Annotated in this window: 15 protein-coding genes; 8 read left to right on the top strand and 7 right to left on the bottom strand. The window is 51.8% G+C overall.

Going from position 1 to position 17938, the window contains the following annotated elements; genetic code table 11:
* Nucleotides 1–29 precede the first annotated feature (29 nt).
* On the top strand, nt 30–1229 hold the full coding sequence (locus BD_RS06255; RefSeq protein ID WP_011163871.1) for a DUF7453 family protein: 1200 nt from the start codon (nt 30–32) through the stop codon (nt 1227–1229).
* On the opposite strand, the gene BD_RS06260 is transcribed toward BD_RS06255, so the two are convergent.
* A complete protein-coding gene (locus BD_RS06260) occupies nt 1226–2080 on the bottom strand; it encodes a hypothetical protein (protein ID WP_038451304.1) in 855 nt (284 codons plus the stop codon). The genes BD_RS06255 and BD_RS06260 overlap by 4 nt on opposite strands.
* Before the next feature lie 175 nt (nt 2081–2255).
* Here BD_RS06260 and BD_RS06265 point away from each other — a divergent pair, with 175 nt between their 5' ends.
* The 3 genes from BD_RS06265 (at nt 2256) to BD_RS06275 (ending at nt 6215) form a co-directional block, all read left to right on the top strand.
* The gene (locus tag BD_RS06265) at nt 2256–2618 is read left to right on the top strand and encodes a PA2779 family protein (protein WP_038451305.1); all 363 of its coding nucleotides are present in this window, start codon (nt 2256–2258) and stop codon (nt 2616–2618) included.
* Nucleotide 2619: 1 nt separating this feature from the next.
* Complete coding sequence (locus BD_RS06270) at nt 2620–3549, top strand: PA2778 family cysteine peptidase (protein WP_011163874.1); 930 nt, start codon at nt 2620–2622, stop codon at nt 3547–3549.
* 71 nt (nt 3550–3620) lie between these two features.
* The gene (locus BD_RS06275; protein ID WP_157865660.1) at nt 3621–6215 is read left to right on the top strand and encodes a PAS domain S-box protein; all 2595 of its coding nucleotides are present in this window, start codon (nt 3621–3623) and stop codon (nt 6213–6215) included.
* Here BD_RS06275 and BD_RS06280 read toward each other — a convergent pair.
* The 3 genes from BD_RS06280 to BD_RS06290 are packed head-to-tail and all read right to left on the bottom strand — an operon-like array spanning nt 6212 to nt 9671.
* Nucleotides 6212–8350 carry an ATP-binding response regulator gene (locus tag BD_RS06280; RefSeq protein ID WP_011163876.1) on the bottom strand — a complete coding sequence of 713 codons (2139 nt, stop codon included), beginning with the start codon at nt 8348–8350 and terminating at the stop codon, nt 6212–6214. The two genes, BD_RS06275 and BD_RS06280, sit on opposite strands and share 4 nt — an antisense overlap.
* Before the next feature lie 50 nt (nt 8351–8400).
* Entirely contained in the window at nt 8401–9120 is a 720-nt protein-coding gene (locus BD_RS06285) for a tRNA pseudouridine(65) synthase TruC (RefSeq protein WP_011163877.1), read from the bottom strand.
* Entirely contained in the window at nt 9117–9671 is a 555-nt protein-coding gene (locus BD_RS06290; protein WP_038451311.1) for a YaeQ family protein, read from the bottom strand. The genes BD_RS06285 and BD_RS06290 overlap by 4 nt, the downstream gene beginning before the upstream one ends.
* Before the next feature lie 79 nt (nt 9672–9750).
* On the opposite strand from BD_RS06290, the gene BD_RS06295 reads away from it, so the two are divergent.
* Together BD_RS06295 and BD_RS06300 are read left to right on the top strand one after the other, a co-directional pair.
* A complete protein-coding gene (locus BD_RS06295; RefSeq protein WP_157865661.1) occupies nt 9751–10425 on the top strand; it encodes a glycerophosphodiester phosphodiesterase in 675 nt (224 codons plus the stop codon).
* A 65-nt stretch (nt 10426–10490) separates the two neighbouring features.
* Nucleotides 10491–11771, top strand: coding sequence for a trans-sulfuration enzyme family protein (locus tag BD_RS06300; protein ID WP_011163880.1), 1281 nt, complete (start codon nt 10491–10493; stop codon nt 11769–11771).
* Here BD_RS06300 and BD_RS06305 read toward each other — a convergent pair.
* Complete coding sequence (locus BD_RS06305) at nt 11768–12391, bottom strand: hypothetical protein (protein WP_011163881.1); 624 nt, start codon at nt 12389–12391, stop codon at nt 11768–11770. The two genes, BD_RS06300 and BD_RS06305, sit on opposite strands and share 4 nt — an antisense overlap.
* Before the next feature lie 182 nt (nt 12392–12573).
* Here BD_RS06305 and BD_RS06310 point away from each other — a divergent pair, with 182 nt between their 5' ends.
* Nucleotides 12574–13188, top strand: a complete 615-nt coding sequence (locus tag BD_RS06310) for a tRNA-uridine aminocarboxypropyltransferase (RefSeq protein ID WP_011163882.1) — start codon at nt 12574–12576, stop codon at nt 13186–13188.
* Here BD_RS06310 and BD_RS06315 read toward each other — a convergent pair.
* Nucleotides 13185–14786, bottom strand: a complete 1602-nt coding sequence (locus BD_RS06315; RefSeq protein WP_011163883.1) for a tryptophan halogenase family protein — start codon at nt 14784–14786, stop codon at nt 13185–13187. The two genes, BD_RS06310 and BD_RS06315, sit on opposite strands and share 4 nt — an antisense overlap.
* A gap of 183 nt (nt 14787–14969) precedes the next feature.
* On the opposite strand from BD_RS06315, the gene BD_RS06320 reads away from it, so the two are divergent.
* Nucleotides 14970–15821 carry a S1 family peptidase gene (locus BD_RS06320; RefSeq protein ID WP_011163884.1) on the top strand — a complete coding sequence of 284 codons (852 nt, stop codon included), beginning with the start codon at nt 14970–14972 and terminating at the stop codon, nt 15819–15821.
* 6 nt (nt 15822–15827) lie between these two features.
* Here the strand turns inward: BD_RS06320 and BD_RS06325 are convergent, their stop codons facing one another.
* Complete coding sequence (locus tag BD_RS06325) at nt 15828–17924, bottom strand: TonB-dependent siderophore receptor (RefSeq protein WP_011163885.1); 2097 nt, start codon at nt 17922–17924, stop codon at nt 15828–15830.
* Between the last annotated feature and the right edge of the window lie 14 nt (nt 17925–17938).

Raw genomic sequence — 17938 nt, forward strand, 5'->3', positions numbered from 1 at the left:
ATATGATTTTCATGGGAAATGGAGTTTCTATGAAAACATTGGGATTGTCTTTGTTCTTGATGGCAAGTTCTTCCTGGGCTTTGCCGTCCTATCAGGTGCCGGAAATGCAGGTGCGTGCGCACTATCGCAACACATTCAACTTGCCGCCTCTGACTTATCTGAGCAACACCTCGCCTTCCATTAATAACCACGGTGATGTGACCTTTAAGTTGATGGCCGTGGATGGCACTCCCAATCAGGCCGTGTGGTACAAAGGCAAGAGTGATAGCAAATGGCAAATTGTCTTTGTGGCCCCCGAAGATCGTTATGTGTCAGATCCGTCTGTGAATGACCGCGGGGAAATCACTTACAGCCCTTATACCGAAGTGATGAGTGATGGTCTGTTCGTGTTCGATACCAAATCTGGAACAACCATCGAAAAGCTGGCAGGTCCGGCCCATAAAATAGTTTTTATGGCGTATGTTCAAACTTTGAATGACGGCACCTCGGTGTTCCGAGGCATGGGGACAGATTTTGACCGTGGCTTCTATGAAGTGAACGGCGGTCTTAAAACCATTGCGATGGAAGGTCAGAGAAACTTTGGCACTCCTTCCGCTTATCTGTTTAAGCCGGCCGTGAATGATAAAAAGCACTGGGCCTTCAAGGTTCGGGTGGGTGAGCGTGGTGAAATCGGCAATGAACAATCAGACCAGATCCTGCTGGTGAAGCCAACACCACAGGGATATGACAAGATCATCGTGGCTCAGGACAACAAAGGCGACGTGAATTCTCCGTTCACCGGATTTGGTAACGGTGTGTCCATGGCTCAAAACGGCCTGGTGGCCTTTGTTGGTCACGATAAGAACAACAGGAAGTCCCTGGTGCTCTGGGAAAACGGCAGCATGACAACGCTGGTTCGTGAAGGGCAGGGCGGAATTTCTGAAATTGAGATGTTCTCTCCGAAAGTGAACTCCAGTGGGGTGGTGGCATTCCGTGCGAAAAATGAAAAAGGCCTGCGTGGGATTTATGTGGCCTCCAAGGACGGCGTCAAGCGTCTGATCGGCGAGGGCGACAGCATCCCGACAGATCTGGGGCCGGGGCAAATCCTGCAAAAGCAAGACTTCCCGGGCTTTGCCGGTGATATTGATATCAATGAAAAGAATGAGTTGGTCTTTGCCTGTGTGGTGGCCACCACCGACAATCAGATCACCGGAGATGCCGTTTACCGCATTTCGCCAGCGGGTCTTTAGCGCGCACATTCCCGCAGCAAGCTGGCGCAGCGGTCCAGAATGGTGGCGCGGATTTTATCGCGCTGCTCTCGGAACTCGGGGTGCTGGCTGGTTTGCACGATTTTATAAAGGCTGATAGTTCTAACCAGATCTATCAGCCTTTGTTTTTCCGGTCCCCGTGACAGCGGAAACTTCGGGATCTCGCGGTTCAGGGACACGGCTTTTTCGACAGCTTCCGTCCAGTCAATTTCAGTCTGGGTCAAATAGATGGTCGGCACAATGCCGGTCTTTTTGATGGCCTGCTCTTCACTTTTCAACTGGGTGTTCAGCCAGCGCAGCTCGTTGACGATAGCGTTGAATTCGGCATCGTGCTTTTTTCCAAACAGACTGAAGACGGTTTTTCTCCATGCCGCACAGAAATCATCAAAATCAATGTTCTCGGCTTTTTCAAAGAATGGCGGGTGCGTGATGTAGTGCAGGGTTCTGCTTAAGACATCCGTTGAAATCACCGCGCTGTCTGTTTTGTGCCCCAGGCGCATCAGATTGTGGGCCCAGCTGACGATGTTCATGACGGAATGGCTGTTGACCAGCCCGCTGCGAAAATTCAGATGAAAGCCTTCGTACACGGCCATGCTCATGGGGCGATTCAGCAGTTGATCCATGTGGGATTTGCGGCGTTCGCTGCGGGCTATGGCAAAGAAGCTCTCCAGACGGTCCGAAAACTTTTCAAAGGATTCGTTCCACAGGCCTTCGTGCTGGCAGGTTTTATAAAGTTGAAAGGCTTTGGCAGGAGTCGGCTCAGCCTCTTCCAGCAGGGCATTGATTTTTTGTTCCAGCAAACGTGGGAATGAATGCCAAAGTTCCTTGATCATGGACCAAAGAATAGCACGTCTCTGACAGAGATTCTGATTTCCTTTTTTTGTCGAAATAATTGACGATTCCCCTCTGAAAAAACATCCAATGCCAGTTCGCAAATTGGTGCGGCGATCTTTGCCGCGCTTGAAACGGGGATTTAGTATAATAGAGCCTGAACAAGGAGGTTGCTCTATGTTGTTTTCGAAACCTTTTAAAACGGTTTGTGCGCTTTCCATGGCGGCATTTATTTCTCAGGCACCGGCAGTGGCCTTTGCCGAAGTCAACCGCATGCTTCCCACCACGACCCTCATCGAAGAGTTGAACAGGGAAGAGGCCACCTCTCAGGTGCAGGAATTCCTAAGCCGCGACGATGTGCAGGCGGCCTTGATTCAGCGTGGACTTTCTCCTGCGGAAGCCTCTGATCGTCTTGCCAGTCTTTCAGTGGCTGAGCTCAATGACCTGTCTAAACAGGTCCAAGAAGCCAAAGCCGGAGGCGACATTTTGGTGACCATTCTAATTGTGGTCCTGATCATCTTCCTGATTAAGCGAATCTAAGATGAAGTTTATCCGCCAAATAACAGGTATAGTTTTGGTGACTGCGGGTTGTGCCAGCACAACTCCGCAGGTGGACTCGTTGAATCTGCGCTCGGTGATCCCGCAAGAAACAGAAATATCCGGAGTGCCGTTCATTGAACAAAGTGAAGGTCACTGTGGCCCGGCCACCTTGACCATGGCTTTGCATTGGGCGGGAAACAGCGTGCCTTTGTCGACGGTGACCTCGCAGGTTTATACGCCGGGAATGAAGGGCAGTCTGCAGACAGACATGATCAGCGGAGCCCGCCGTCAGGGCATGATGGCGGTGCCGGTCACAGGGGTGCAGAATCTGCTGCGGGAAGTGCGGGGTGGACATCCCGTCATCGTCTTTGAAAATCTCGCAGTGAGCTGGCTTCCGCAGTGGCACTATGCCATTGTCTATGGTTTTGATCCCGTCAGGGAAGAAGTGATTCTGCACTCAGGCCCGGAGGCGGGAAAGCGCTGGGACATCCGCAAGTTTGAACGCTCGTGGAAGCTGGGTGACTACTGGGGGCTGGTGGTGCTACCGGCTGGACAACTGTCAGTCACCGCCTCGGAACGTGCCCATGTGACCGCGGCCGCGGCGTTGGAGGCATTGGGAAAAAATTCAGAAGCTGAAACGGCCTATCAGAGCATTCTTGCTCGCTGGCCGCAAAGTCTGGCCGCCTATGTGGGCCTGGGAAATATCCACTATTCACGAAAGCAGTATTCCCTGGCCATCAACAATTTACAGAAAGCCACCCATTTACAGCCCGAGTCAGCAGTGGCTTGGTATAATTTGACAATGGCTCAGGCTGCTCTGGGGCATACTTCCGAGGCCCGAAAAAGTGCCAAAGAGGCTTTGCGTTGGGCGGCGCCAGAGTCAAAAAAACTTTATGCGCAGAATCTTCGTTCTTTTCTTGATGGTCCGTGATTGTTGACAGCCTTTCCGGGCGGCGATGACGGTTTCCGTAAGCTCTTTTACCATTGTTGGGGGGAGCTTTGATGCCAACAGAACAGGAACAGAACAACCAGCTTTGGCGACGCTATAAAACTATCTTTGAATCAAAGTTAGTCGGCATCCTTTCCACGGACATGAACGGTCAGATCCTCGATGCGAACGATTGCTTTCTGGAGATGGTTGGTTACAGCCGCGAAGATCTGAATGAGGGAAGGCTGAATTGGAAGACATTGACCCATCCCAATTACCTTGAACAAAGCCGGCAGGTCGCAGAGATTCTGAAAACCAAAGGCTCTGTTCCGGTTTTTGAAAAGGAATACATTCACAAGAAGGGACATCTGGTTCCGGTGCGCCTGGGCCTGACCATGTTTGAGGATGGAACCGTTATCACTCTGGTTCAGGATATCACCCGGCAAAAGGACATCGAAAGGAAGCTGGAAGAGGCTAAATCCCTGTTAGAAGAAAGAGTGGCGGAACGCACGCGGCAACTGGTGGAATCAGAATCCTTTCTGATGGCGATATTTGAAAATATGCCGACCATGGTTTTTGTTAAAGATGCCCGGGACCTGCGCTTCGTCCGTTTTAACAAAGCGGGCGAAAATCTGCTGGGGATTCCACGCAGTCAGTTGATCGGGAAAAATGACTATGATCTGTTTCCGAAGGAACAGGCGGATTTTTTCACCACCAAGGATCGGGATGTATTAAAAGAATCAAAAATCGTCGATATTCCCGAAGAGCAGATCAACACGGCCCGGGGTGTTCGCTACTTGCACACCCGCAAAATTCCGGTCTTTGACAAGGAAGGCCGTCCTCAGTATTTGCTGGGCGTTTCTGAAGACATCACGGAACTGAAAGAGGCGGAAAAGCAGCGGGCTGTTCTGGTCAAAGAGCAGATCGCCCGCAGTTCAGCAGAGTTGCGCGCTCAGCAAATGGGTTTTCTGTCGGACTTGACCTTTGCGATGACCCAGTCTTTTGATTTGGATAACATTCTAAAAGCGTTTACGGAAAAATCCATCCCGACCCTGGCCGACATCTGCATTGTTGACTTGATGGACGAAGAGGGACTGGAGATTTCCCACACCCAGGTGGCCGCGAAAACAGATGAAGACAGACAGTTCATTCAAAGCTGGCGGGAACGGTTTCCTCTGCGCTGGGATGCCCCGTATGGTGCGGCCGAGGTGATACGCTCGCGCAAAACAGAGATCATCAACGGAGTGGATCTGGATCAGTTTTTGAAATCCACCTTCGGGCCCGAGGCCGCCATGACCCAACGGCCTATTCACGCAGAAGCATTCATGACGGTGCCGATTTTGTTGCGGGATGAAAAACCCCTGGGGACCATCAGTCTGATCACAACGTCACCCGGAAGGCACTTTTCGCCTCTGGATCAGAGCATGGCCGAGGAAGTCGGCCGCCGTCTGGCGGTGTTGATTGAAAACTCGCGTCTTTATTACCGGGCTCAAGAAGCCAGTCGTGCCAAGACGGCCTTTTTGGCCAATGTCAGTCACGAAATTCGCACCCCGTTGGGGGCCATGCTGGGATTTGCTGAAATCCTGAAAGAGGATGAAAGTCTGCGGGAAGAACAGAAAGAGGCGGTGGAGACGGTCCTGCGCAACGGCCAGCAGTTGTTGCATATCGTGGACGAGATTCTGGATATTTCCAAAGTGGAATCCGAACGCATTCAAATTGAAAGCATTGTCTTTGATCTGCCGGATCTTTTACATGACGTGATTCATCTTTTGCGTGGTCGGGCCGAGGAAAAGGGCATTGAGCTTAGACTGCGTCTGGGGCCGTTGCCCAAAAAGATTCAGTCCGATCCAACGCGACTGCGCCAGATCCTGATCAATGTTATTGGTAATGCCATCAAGTTCACCGATTCCGGATTTGTTGAAATGGAGGCCCGGTCCCATAATGGCAAACGTCGCGACGGGCGCCAGCGCATCGAGTTTTTGGTCACGGACACCGGCATCGGGATTTCTTCAGAACAGCGGAACAATCTGTTTCAGCCTTTTTCCCAGGCGGACAGTTCGACCACACGGCGCTTTGGCGGCACGGGGTTGGGACTGTTTCTGTCCCGAAAGCTGGCAAGGTTGCTGGGTGGTGACGTGATTTTGAACACCAGTTCGGCGGGAATTGGCAGCAGTTTTTTGATTTCAATTTTAGGCAGGGAAGTCACTGACTCCCAGATCCGCGACTTAGGGAAAAAGAATGATAAGTCCGCGGAAGTGTCCTCCAGACAGGTTGAAAGTATTCTGGTGGTGGATGATGCCATGGATAATCGCGAGCTCTTCCGACGATTTATTGTTCGGGCCGGTATTCCGGAAGAACGCATCGAGACGGCTGAGAATGGTGCCGAAGCCGTGCGTAAGGCCTTGGACAGATCCTATAGTGTGATTCTGATGGACATTCAGATGCCCGAGATGGATGGCTTTCAGGCACTGAAGAAACTGCGCACCCAGGGATATCGCGGGCCCATCGTGGCGCTCACGGCCCATGCGATGAAAGGGGACCGCGAAAAATGTCTGGCAGCCGGGTTTGATGGGTATTTACAAAAACCGCTGGATCGGGTCGAGCTCAAGCGGGTTTTGAATCTGGATTTTTCAAGTCAGCAGCCCGGACCGCGTGATGCCGAACTTTAGTTCAATGGCCCTTGCACCCGGGACAGGATATCGTTTAGCAGATTCATATCCACGGGTTTGCTTAAGTAGCCGTCAAAGCCGTGCTCCATGGATTTCTTCTGGCCTTCAACACTGGCTTGGGCGGTCAGTGCCACAATCGGGCGAGTGTAGCCATTGGTGCGCAGTTGGGTGGTGGCTTTATAGCCGTCCATCACCGGCATTTTGATATCCATTAAAATGACATCAAAGGGGCGGGCCATGGCTTTATAGACTGCCTGTTCTCCGTTTTCGGCCGTGTCGACATCGGCGCCTTGCTTTTGCAGATAGCGGTTCATCAGCAGGCGCAGGTCCTCGGAATCATCCACCACCAGCACACGTCGGTCTTTCAGAAAACCTGTTTCTTTCGCGATCTTCACTCGGTCCAGGGCCTGGTTTTTTTGTTTGGAGGGAGTGACAAGTCTCAGTTTGTGAACCGGTCCGACATTCAGGGAAAGTTCAAAGGAGCTGCCCTTGCCAAGTTCAGAAGACACCAGGCGCAGCCGGCCATTCATCATTCGCGCCAGACGCTCGGATAGAGCCAGCCCCAATCCCGAACCCTGCACCCGCTGAACTTCCGCGCTTTCACCGCGCACAAAGGGCTGGAACAGATTTTTTTGAGTGGCGTCGTCCATGCCCATACCGGTGTCGGTCACACAGATGGTGAGATGTCCGGTGTTGTCCGTGTCAGAATAAAAGCCCACGCGCACGGTGATGGTGCCCTCGTGAGTGAACTTCACGGCATTGGACAAAAGATTGATCAGCACCTGACGGAAGCGCACTGAATCTGATTCAATGATTTCTGGGATCTGGGATTCATAGTAAATTTGGATGTCATGTTTTTGATCTTCCAGCGCCGAACGAATGACACTTAAAGAGTCTTCCAGCTCTCGGGCCGGATTCATCGGGGCTTTCTGGATGTACAAACGATTGGTTTCGATTTTGGAAAGATCCAGCAGGTCATTCACCAGCGAGGCCATGAAGTTCCCCTGGCGATGAATGGATTGCACGTCCCGGCGGCTTTGGTCATCCAGATGGGGACTGCGCAACAGGGTGTCGGCAAATCCCAGGATCGCCGCCAGAGGAGTGCGGATTTCATGGCTGGCATTGGCCAGCAGCACGGATTTGGCATTGTTGGCGGCTTCGTGCAGATCACGTTCCCGGCGCAACAGTTCTTCATTGCGCTTGGTGGTGATGTCCCAGGCGATCCCGGTGGCCCGGTAAGGCACGTTGTCCGGGTTGCGATAGAAACGGCCCTTCAAAGCCACGTGGCGGGCTGAACCAAAACTGTCAGTGAAAATCGCTTCGGTATCGAGCTCCAAAGTGGCGCTGCGATTTTCTTTCAGCAGAGTTTTCAGCTGTTCGGTGCCCAGGGGGAAAAGGGCTGCGTTGCCTTCGCAGTGAAGGCTGTCAGTCGTCATGTCCCAATCCCAGGTCAAGGCATCGGAAGAAGCCATGGACATGCGCAGATGCTCTTCATTTTTTTGTAGTTTCGTATCCAAAGTCAGAAGTTTGATGATCGCCTGATTCAGGTTTTTTCCCATGACGATCATCAGTCCGCAGTAAACCATCACCAGCATTCCCACCAGCAGGTGGTGCTGTTGTCCCGATGTCACATAGCCAATTCCCCAGCCCAGCATGGCGGGGGCCACCACACACATCATCGCCACCCGTGAAGACACGTAGGTGATCATCGCCCCAGCGGACATCGAACACACCAACAGGGCTGTCAGAATTTGTTGAATGGTGGATCCATAAGGTGCGACCAAACCCACGGCGGCCCAGCAAAGGCCGGAAATCAACAGCAACCCACACATGGTTCGATGCCAGAAGTGGGTTTCATCCACATGGCGTAATGTGGGTTTCACACGCTTCCAGCGATATAGCATGGACAGACGGATCAGGACGGACGTGAACAGCACGGACACCCAGGTGAGTGAAAAAGCCTGCGAGACATTGTTCCATGAGATATACAAAAAAGCGGCGGCATTGGCGAAGATAACAATCACGCCATTGATGCTTTGGCGATAGATAAGATCGATTTTTCGAACCGCCAGATCCAAAGATTCGTAATTGGAGTTGTTCGAAGTGAGGGAGGGAAGATCCGTTTTGTTCGCCATTTGGCTGCGATACTACAAGGACGGTGTTTTTTAGGCAAATTGCATCGGCTTCATGTTGGCGGCTTCCAGGAAAAAAGCTCATGGATTTGATTCCATTTGTCGCAGGCGGGAGCCTCAATGACCACTCTCTGACCGTTCCACGGACTTTCCATTTCGATCTTGGTCGCCTTCAAACACAGCCCTTTGATGTTTAAAGTGTCCCTGAAGAAGCGATTGTGGTGAGAATCACCATGTTCGATGTCTCCCAGCAGTGGGTGAGCGATTCGGTCAAAATGACGACGGATCTGATGCCAGCGTCCGGTCACAGGGTGAGCCTGCACCAGAGAATAACGAGAAGTCGGATATTTTTTACCTACTGCATAGGGAAGTTCCACCTGTGCAAGACTGCGGAACACCGTTTGGGCCTCAACAATGCTTTGTCCTTCATCAACTTCCAGAGGCAAATCAATGCTGCCGGATGCAGGCACAAATCCCCGGACCACGGCATGATAGGTTTTGTGCATGCGGCGTTCAGCAAACAAGAAATTAAGCTCGCGCGCATCCTGGCGGCTCATTGCAAACAGAACAATGCCGCTGGTCGGTGCATCCAGACGGTGCACTGGAAAGACGTCTTTTCGGAACATCTTGCGCAGATGCCACAGACAAATACGTTCTTTCGGAACAGGATAGGGCGATAGCTCGGGCGGATGCACGAAGAAGCCTGACGGCTTGTCGATCGCAAAAAAGTTTTCATCCTGATAGATGATTTTTAAAGGACTTTCGCTGCTCATGCCGGATCTTTCAGATAAAACCTTGTGAATTCAGAGTTCAGAATTTCTTCTCCGCGGGTGATGGTCAGGGAGCCTTCCTGCACCATCAGGCTGAAACGAAATTCCCGCGAACTTTCTTCACCCAAAGTCGTCAGAAATTTGTCATCCAGCTGATAGATTTCAATCTTTTCGGGCTGGTGTACATTTTCTTTTTCGCAGTCGCGCAGAATCTGAGAAGCGTCTTTGTACGTGTAGATTTTGACGGCTTGCGAGGCCTTTGAGGCTTTGTGCAGTTTTTTCGGACTGGGATTGCCGATTTCAATCCACAAAAGTGTTCGGCCACTGGTGGCATCGCTGTGGCTGAGGGCTGCGGACTCGGGATCGCCCAGTCCTTGCGCTGAAAACTGCAGGTCTTGGGAATAGTTGCAGGCATAAGCCAGAGCCCGTGTCAGCATATAGGGCATGGATTCGGACGGATGCATCGCCAGACGGAAATCAAGCTGTTCATAAATGCCGCGGTCGATGTCGGAAAGATCAATCCGAAACCGGTACAGTTTGGAGGGTTGTGCCATGGGGCGTAGCATAGGGGTTTTCCCCAGTGAAAGCGAGAAAAGATTGTCCCGATAGCGGTTTTTTTGCTTCAATGAATCCATGAAAATGATGGGACATCGCGGGGCTCGGGACCGGGCACCAGAAAACACTTTGCGTTCTTTCGAGTTTGCTTTGCAGTCCGGCGTTGCCGCCGTGGAATTCGACATTCACGAATCCCGGGACGGGGTGTGGGTGGTTCACCATGACGACACTTTGGATCGCACCACAACCAGCACGGGACGGGTGGGTGCCTGCACTTGGGCGGAACTTTCCCAAGTGCGAACCAATGAGGGGGACTCTCTGCCGCGTCTGGAGCAGGTGCTGGAACTTTTTAAAAGGGCCCCAACCCAGTTGCAGATTGAAGTGAAATCCCCGGGGAATTTCCGTGCCCTGGCGGATCTGTTGGAAAAGAACTTTCCGGCAGAAAGACTGACCGTCATTTCTTTTAATCATCGCTGGCTGCGTGAATTCCGGGATCATTCTTCAATAAAAACAACTTGCCTGCTGTTTGGTTTGCCTTTGAATCCGGTGCAGATCATGGAAAGCGCCAAGGCCCAGGGAATTTCGCTCAGTGTGAACTGGATTGACCAGCAGTTGGTGGCTGAATGCCATGCGGCGGGATTTTCGGTCACGGCTTGGAATGCCAATGACGAAGCCACTTATCAGAAAATGAAGCAGCTGGGCGTGGACTGTCTGGGGACAGATGTTCCATTTACCGCCGCGTCGTGGGTCTAAGAGTAGAGCTTTCCTTCAATTAGAACCTGTGCTCTAGTGATTCTCATACAATTTATGGGGATCCAATGACCAAGAAAAAAGCGGCCAAATCCAAGTCACCAAGAACTCAAGCCATTCACGGCGAGTTTCTTTCCAAATCCTGGGAGTTCTCTCACCATTTGATTCCGCCGATGACGGCTTCGACGACATTCCGTCTGGAATCCCTGCAAAGAGGTGCGGAAGGTTTTAGCACTTTCGGCGCACAGAAGGGCGAAGAAAAACCCATCTGGATCTACGACCGTCTGGAAGAGCCGACAACAAAAATGCTGGAAGACCAACTGGCCCTTCTTGAAAAAGGCGAGTGTGCGGTGACCTTCGGAAGCGGCATGGGCGCAATCGCCTCCACTCTGATGTCATTGCTTTCTTCGGGCCAGAAAGTCATTGCCCATAAAACTTTGTACGGGTGCACCTACAGCCTTTTGACGAACTGGCTGCCGCGTTTGAATATTTCCACGCATCTGATGGATGTGAATGATTTCAAAAATCTTGAGCTGCAGCTGGCGGACCCGGCAGCACGCGTGGTGTACTTTGAATCTGTTTCCAATCCTATTTTGGAAATCGCGGATCTTCAAAAGATCACCGCGCTGGTGAAAGCTGCCAACAAAAAACGCGGCAAGGACAATCAGATCTATACTGTTGTGGATAACACTTTCGCGACTCCGTGGGCGCTTCGTCCGGTGGAATGGAACGTGGACTTCGTGATCCAAAGTTTGACGAAAAACATCTCTGGCTTCGGTACGGAAATGGGCGGGGCCGTGATCGCTCCAAGAACGCATGAAAGCATTCTGCGTGTGGCGCGCAAGGATTTCGGTGCGATTATCCATCCATATTCGGCATGGCACATTCTGGTGTACGGTATTTCCACCCAGGCCATTCGTTTTGAACAGCAGCAGGCATCAGCCTGGGCGGTGGCCAAGTTCCTGGAAGCGCACCCGAAAGTGGCCAGTGTCACTTATCCGGGCCTGAAAAGTCATGCTCAGCACAAGCTGGCGAAAAAATATCTAAAATCCCCGGAGGGCAAGTTTGCTCCGGGCACGATGATTTCCTTCCAACTTAAAGGTGACATGAAAAAGTGTCAGAAGTTTGTCGATGATATCGCCAAGAATTCATACTCGATCACTCTGGCCGTCAGCTTGGGACTGACCAAAACGTTGATTGAGGTTCCGGGCTTTATGACTCACTCGGCGATCCCGGATGACAAGCGCGGCGACAGCGGTATTGATCCGCGCGCCATCCGTCTGAGTATCGGTTTGGAGAACGTAAATGACATTATTGAGGATCTGAAAGAAGCCCTCAAAAAAATCTAAAATTCGCGTGGAGGACGCTGGGATTCGTCCTTCACATCCAGTGTATAGCTGGTGGCCGTGTCAGAGATCATGTAGCTCATCTCGGGCAGGCCCTCAGCGACCTGGCAAAGGCCGATTTCAAACTCGGATTCAAATTCACAATAGATAGTGCCTATTTTTTCAAACGGGGTCACAGGATCCAACTCGGCGACGTCCGACAGAGCATCGCGCGTCTGCTGGATTTCTTTTTCCGTGGACAGGCTTAAGTTCTGACTGACCTTGATGTCATTCAAATCCAGATAAACGGATGTTAAAACATACGGGCACGCGCCACGTTGGCCCGCCGTTGGAACGTTCACGGCATAACTGCCGTCTTGCTGGCGCAGGGCTTTGATGACCAGCGTGCGGTCGTGTCCGGCCGGGCTCATGCGGTCTTCCGCAAATTTGCAAACGGAGGCATCCAGTTTTTTATTGAAGGTGAAGGCCGGAGAATAAAAAGCCATTGCCGAAATCTGCGTTGAAACGGGGGCTTGTCCTTGAATCAAGTGCCCCTCGGTGCTGGGTTGCAGCCGTGTTTCCGCCAACACGGTGGAGGTCAAAAGCAGGGTGAACAGGGCAGGCAGTACGACGGGCAGTTTCATGTTTCATCCTTTGGCGGAAGCCTTAGCGTTTCGTCACAACCGGGAAATGCCAAGGCCATGCCATAAAATTCGGATCTTCAGGTGGAATTAGAGCCCGGCTCAGGGAAAATTCGCCCCGCAAGTGTGTCAATTTGTTGATCACGGCGGCCTTTGCGGGCAGTGTGAAAAAATAAGGTGAAGAAATGATCCAGCAACGAAAACGCAAAACCAAAGACCCTTGCCCTGAATGTTACCTGCACCGGGATTTGTGCCTTTGCAGTTTGATACCTCGCCTGGAATCCCGCACCCGATTGTGTCTGGTAATTCACGCCAAAGAATTAAAACGCACCACCAACACCGGTCGTCTGGCTATCAAGGCTTTGCTTAACAGCGAGATGCGTGTGCGCGGGGACAGTCGGGAAGCACTGGATCTGTCTGATCTGCTGGTGCCCGAATACCGCACCGTTTTGTTTTTTCCTGCAGAAGATGCGCGCGAACTAGATGCCGAATTTATGGCGGAAGACCCAAGGCCTTTGCAGTTGATTGTGCCGGATGGAAACTGGCGGCAGGCCAGCAAGGTCAACACCCGTCATCCAGAAATTGCCGGGATTCCGCGAGTGATGATCAGTGCACCCAACAAATCCCAGCACCATCTGCGGGCGGAAACAACCGAGGAAGGCATGGCAACTTTGCAGGCGATTGCGCAGGCCTTTATGGTGGCGGAAGGCCCCGAAGTCGGTGGGGCCTTGATGGATTTGTATCAGGAAAAACTAAAAAGAACTCTGGCGGGACGGGGAGTTCTGCCCAAGCCGACTTAGACGTCGGCTTCCATGATCCAGGTGTCCGTGTCATTGAAGAGCTGCTCCAGGATCTCATCCTCAAACAGATGATCCCCCTTGAACAATTCAAACAACGACAGGGAACGGCTGGTCAGCTCTTGATAAGACTTCAGTTTGCCGAAGTATTCTTCCTTGCTCATTTCCGGAGCAGCCAGTGGCTTGTAAACTTCCTTTTGCCCGAAGATCAAAGTGTCATAGCTGTAGCTGTTGAACACCAGCGCTTCTGTTGCCGTGAATTGCGAGTTGGATCCAAAGTTCCCCGCACTCAGCGGAGGTCTTTGATTGAACAGATTCACGATGGTTTGTGCGTGTCCAATATTGGTCTTTTCACGGCAGTGCTTCCAGAACGGGGTGTCCAGTTTCTTGTTGAACTTATAGTGCATGCCCACGAACCAGCGGAAGGTGTCCCAAGTCACGGCGATTTCATTGTTGATACCGGTGATGGAAATCTGATCGTCCAAAGTTTTGGGCATCAAACGGCACAAAACATTGATGCTGTGAACCGCGGTCTGGATGGCGGTGGATTCCAAAGGCTCGATAAATCCGTAAGAGTTCCCCAAAGAAAACACGTTTTTCACCCAGGCTTGAGTGTGACGACCCGAGCGGAATTCAACCATTTTGTATTTTTCAAAGTGACCGAAGCGGGCGCGGGCTTCAGCCAGGGCGGTTTCTTCGTCACAGAATTTGGACGAGAACACATATCCATAGTGATCTTCGGTGCGCATCGGGATTTTCCAGCACCAGCCATTGTTCATGGTGATCACAGATGTGTAGCAGTCGACAACGTCTTTGTTGGGCATATCAAAGGTCAGCGCGCGGTCGGTGACCAATGTGTCCGTGAACGGCGTGAATTCGGTTTTTAGGGCTTGGCCCAGAATCTTGGAGCGGAAACCCGAGCAGTCAATATACAGGTCATAGGAAAGACTGTGGCCTTCCTTGGATTCCAAGGACGCCACATAGCCCCGTTCATCCAGTTTCACTTCGTGAACCTCGGCATCCAGAATATCAATGCCGCGGCTTTTGACTTCCTTGTTCAGGAAGCGGATCAGGTTTTTGTTGTCGATATGATAGGAAAACGGAATGCTGGCAAGGAAGGAAGTCAAAGTGCCATTTTTGTTGCGAATGACCGGAATTTTATTTTCATTCATCAGCACCGAGGGCCAGTTGGAATTCTTGATGTCGTTTTCATAATAATAAGACTCGTACTGGTGTCCGGCAAAGAAGCTGAAGTTGAATTTGTAATCACCCGGGCAGCCCCAGTCAAAACGAATGCCGAATTTCAAAGTCGGCTCGACTTCACGGAAGAATTCTGCCGGGTCAATTTCAAGTCCGCGGTGCAGGAACGGCACGATTTCGGTGGTGGTGGATTCACCCACTCCAATCACGGGTATTTTACTGGATTCAATGACGGTGACTTCAACTTCAGGGTGATATTTTTTTAGTGCCAGGGCGGCAAGATATCCGGCGGTGCCGCCGCCCAGAATGCCGATGGTTTTGATGTCCGTCGGCGGGCATTTGGGGAAGTTCAGATAGCTAAGGTCAAAGGCATTGTCGATATGTTCTGAAAGTGTGCTCATGGTGGGCTAATCTGCCCGCGAATTCGGTGATTTGCAACTTGAGAGATCCACGGGCCCGTCCTTGTATCTTTCAGCTGAAATAAATACTGTCCAAGAATTTGACACAGATCAATTCCTAGGAGTTTTCGCAACTGTTTGATAGATTCCCCAGCGGCGATTCACGCCGTTGTAAGGGGAGTCCCTGTGTTGAATTCAAAGCTGTTGCTGTCGTCCTTGCTGCTTTTGACCCTTGTTGCCTGTACGAAAAATGAAAAAACAAACAATGTCGAACTGACCGGTTCAGAGACCTCGATTATTGGCGGCGAAAAGGCTGATGCCAATAGTCCGGTGACGGCCTCCACGGTTTCTTTGATTTACAACTATCAGGGCAAGCCTTACTCCATCTGCACAGGCACTTTGATTTCAAAGAATCTGGTTTTGACGGCCGCTCATTGCCTGGCGGAGCTTCAGGGCGCAGAAATCTTCGTTCATCTGGGGGAGGTTTTGCCGACGGAAGTCGATGAAACCAAACTCTTGCGAATAGCGGAATTTGAAACTCACAAAGAATATCATCTGGTTTACAATGAACAGGGCTTCCCGGTGACGGGCCGCAATGACGTGGCCCTGATCAAGTTATTACTGGATGCTCCGGAAGGTGCAGTGCCGGTGCCGGTTCTGGATGAGTCCGTAGAGCTGAAAGCAGGAGAGACCTTGCTGCTTGCGGGCTATGGACTGTTGAATGAAATTGATAATCCGATTCCGGCAACGGGCCTGAACTTGGTGCGAGTGCCGCTGGCAAAATTGTGGGAATCCATTTTGGTGACGGATCAAACGAATGCAAAAGGCGCTTGTTCGGGTGATTCCGGCGGCCCGGCTTACCTGGAAACTTCCAAAGGCCTTGTTGTTGTGGGCATCACTCGTGGGCCCCACGATCTGGCGCCGGACTGTCGTCATTTCGGTGAATACACCAATGCTTCCATGTTCAAAACATTCATCTTGGAAGAGGCGGCTGCCATGGGTGCTGACGCCCCTGTCTTTACGACCGAGCGTCAGTAAATTGTCCTAAAGATTCGTCTGCAGTGTCAAAAACACACTGCGGACTTCCCCCGGGTACAGATAGATGTGCCCGTATTGAGTCGGGGATTCCTTCCAGTATCTTTCATCCGTCAGATTTTCGACGGACAGACGCACGACGGTTTTATCATCTTTTTTTCCAAATTCATAAGAAGCTCCGGCATCCCAGCGAGTCCATGCTGACAGCATCAGGGAATTATCGGCTGTCACCGCACGTTCGCCCTCATAGGACACGCGGGAGTTTACGGACAATCCTTGAACCGCAGGGATCAGATAGTTCACATGAGCCCGCAAAGTGTGCTCTGGCAGATTTGTTGGACGCTGGTCATTGACGGCAGGGTTCAAATTGCTGTCCAGACGGCGGGCTTTCAGCCACATCGCGGATGCCGCCCATTGCAGTCGTCCGGTCTCTCCAGTCAGCTCCGCTTCAATGCCCTGGTGGCGGCTCAGACCATCAATCTTATAGTCCGGTCGTTGATCTTCCACCTGAGGACGCTCGATCTGAAAAGCGGCAAGATTCCAAGTTACGGTTTCGCCACCGCGAACACCGACTTCAACCTGTTTGCTGATCACATCAGGTACGAATTGACCTGGGTTGGTATAACCACTGCGGTTTGGGGTGACATAGGTTTCTACACCTTCACCATAGCTGACATAGGTCATCCACGCCGGGAACTGATAAGACAGCGCCAGCCACGGCAGTACAAAGTTTTCGCGATAATCAGTGGCGCGGGAGGCATCCGTACGAACGCTGCTGCGATGAACATCACTGAAACGAAGTCCCAGCCACGCGCCCCAGGCACCCAATTTGACTGAATCAAAGGCAAACAGCTCGTTCACTTCAGAGTCTCTGTTGGTATTTTCATCTGTCAGGGCAGGGTCCGCTGGAAGTTTCGCCGTGCCTTGCACATTTCCCACACCCACCGGGTTGTAAGCCTGTTTGTCATAGCGTTCGCGGGACACGTGCCCCAGATAGCCGACGTTGATGTCGTGGGAAATGGACCCTGTTTCCGCTTTGATCTGCAGTGAGGTCTTTACAGCTTGGGTGCTGCGGCGTTCGTTTTCACTTCTGAAGTCATACATGTCAAATGTGCCGTCAGAACAATAGCGGTCATAATTGTTTTCAGCAGAACACCCAAACGGATAAGCCAGACGGTCATCGGTGTGCAGTTCTTGCGCACCGGCGGCGGTGTGCCAGATCAGGTTCTGGTTCAAACGGTGAGTGTACTTCAGGCTTCCGGTCAGCCCTGTGAAAACCACCGGTTGGGACCAGCTTTGATTGTTCAAGTTCAAACGCGGATCAGACACTGAAGGCAGAGCATTTCCCAAAAGACTGAAGGCGGCCTGAGTCGGCTGGGACTTTCTGGACCATTCGATGTCAGACTCAAGCAATTGAGATTCGGAAATGCGCCAGCTGTTGGCCAAAGCCAAGACACTTCGTTCGCCCTTGCTGTCTTGCACTGCAGGGCTTAAGTTTTCATGGGCTACGTTCAGGCGATAGCCGAACTGTTCAGAACCTTTCACCGGCCCTGCGGCATCGGCCGCGATCAGCCAGTCGCCATAACTTCCAACTTCCGTTTCAAGCAGCAGTTGGCGACGCGCGGTCGGGCGTTTGACGACATAGTTGATCATGCCTCCAGGGGAGCTTGCACCGGTTTGCAGGCCACTCAGGCCTTTCAGCACCTCAAGACGTTCTTTGTTTTCCAAAGGAATGGACGTCTGGGCGTTGATTGGCAGTCCCTCTCGCAGGAAGTTGGCGCGATTATCAAGGGTAAATCCTCGAATGGACATATAGTCCCAGTATCCTGAAGCGTTGTAGCTGTCGGTGACCGAGGCTTCTATCAACGTAATATCCGACAGACGGTGAATGCGGTTTTCACGCAGGGTTTTATCGCTGATTTGTGAGGTCGACAGCGGCAGGTTCTGGGCTGGAACTTCCGGGAAACCAAAGGCCTCTAAAGGTTCTTGAGCCTGATCGTCCTGAATGGTGATGGTGTTGATCTCTGAGGATGCGTTTTGTGCGTGCAGACCCTGGCTGGTCAGCAGAACTGTCATGGCAGTGAGGATTGATACGTGCTTTTTCATAGCCTTCCTTTGGC

Origin of the sequence: Bdellovibrio bacteriovorus HD100 (assembly GCF_000196175.1) — a bacterium.
GTDB classification, from domain to species: Bacteria; Bdellovibrionota; Bdellovibrionia; order Bdellovibrionales; family Bdellovibrionaceae; genus Bdellovibrio; species Bdellovibrio bacteriovorus.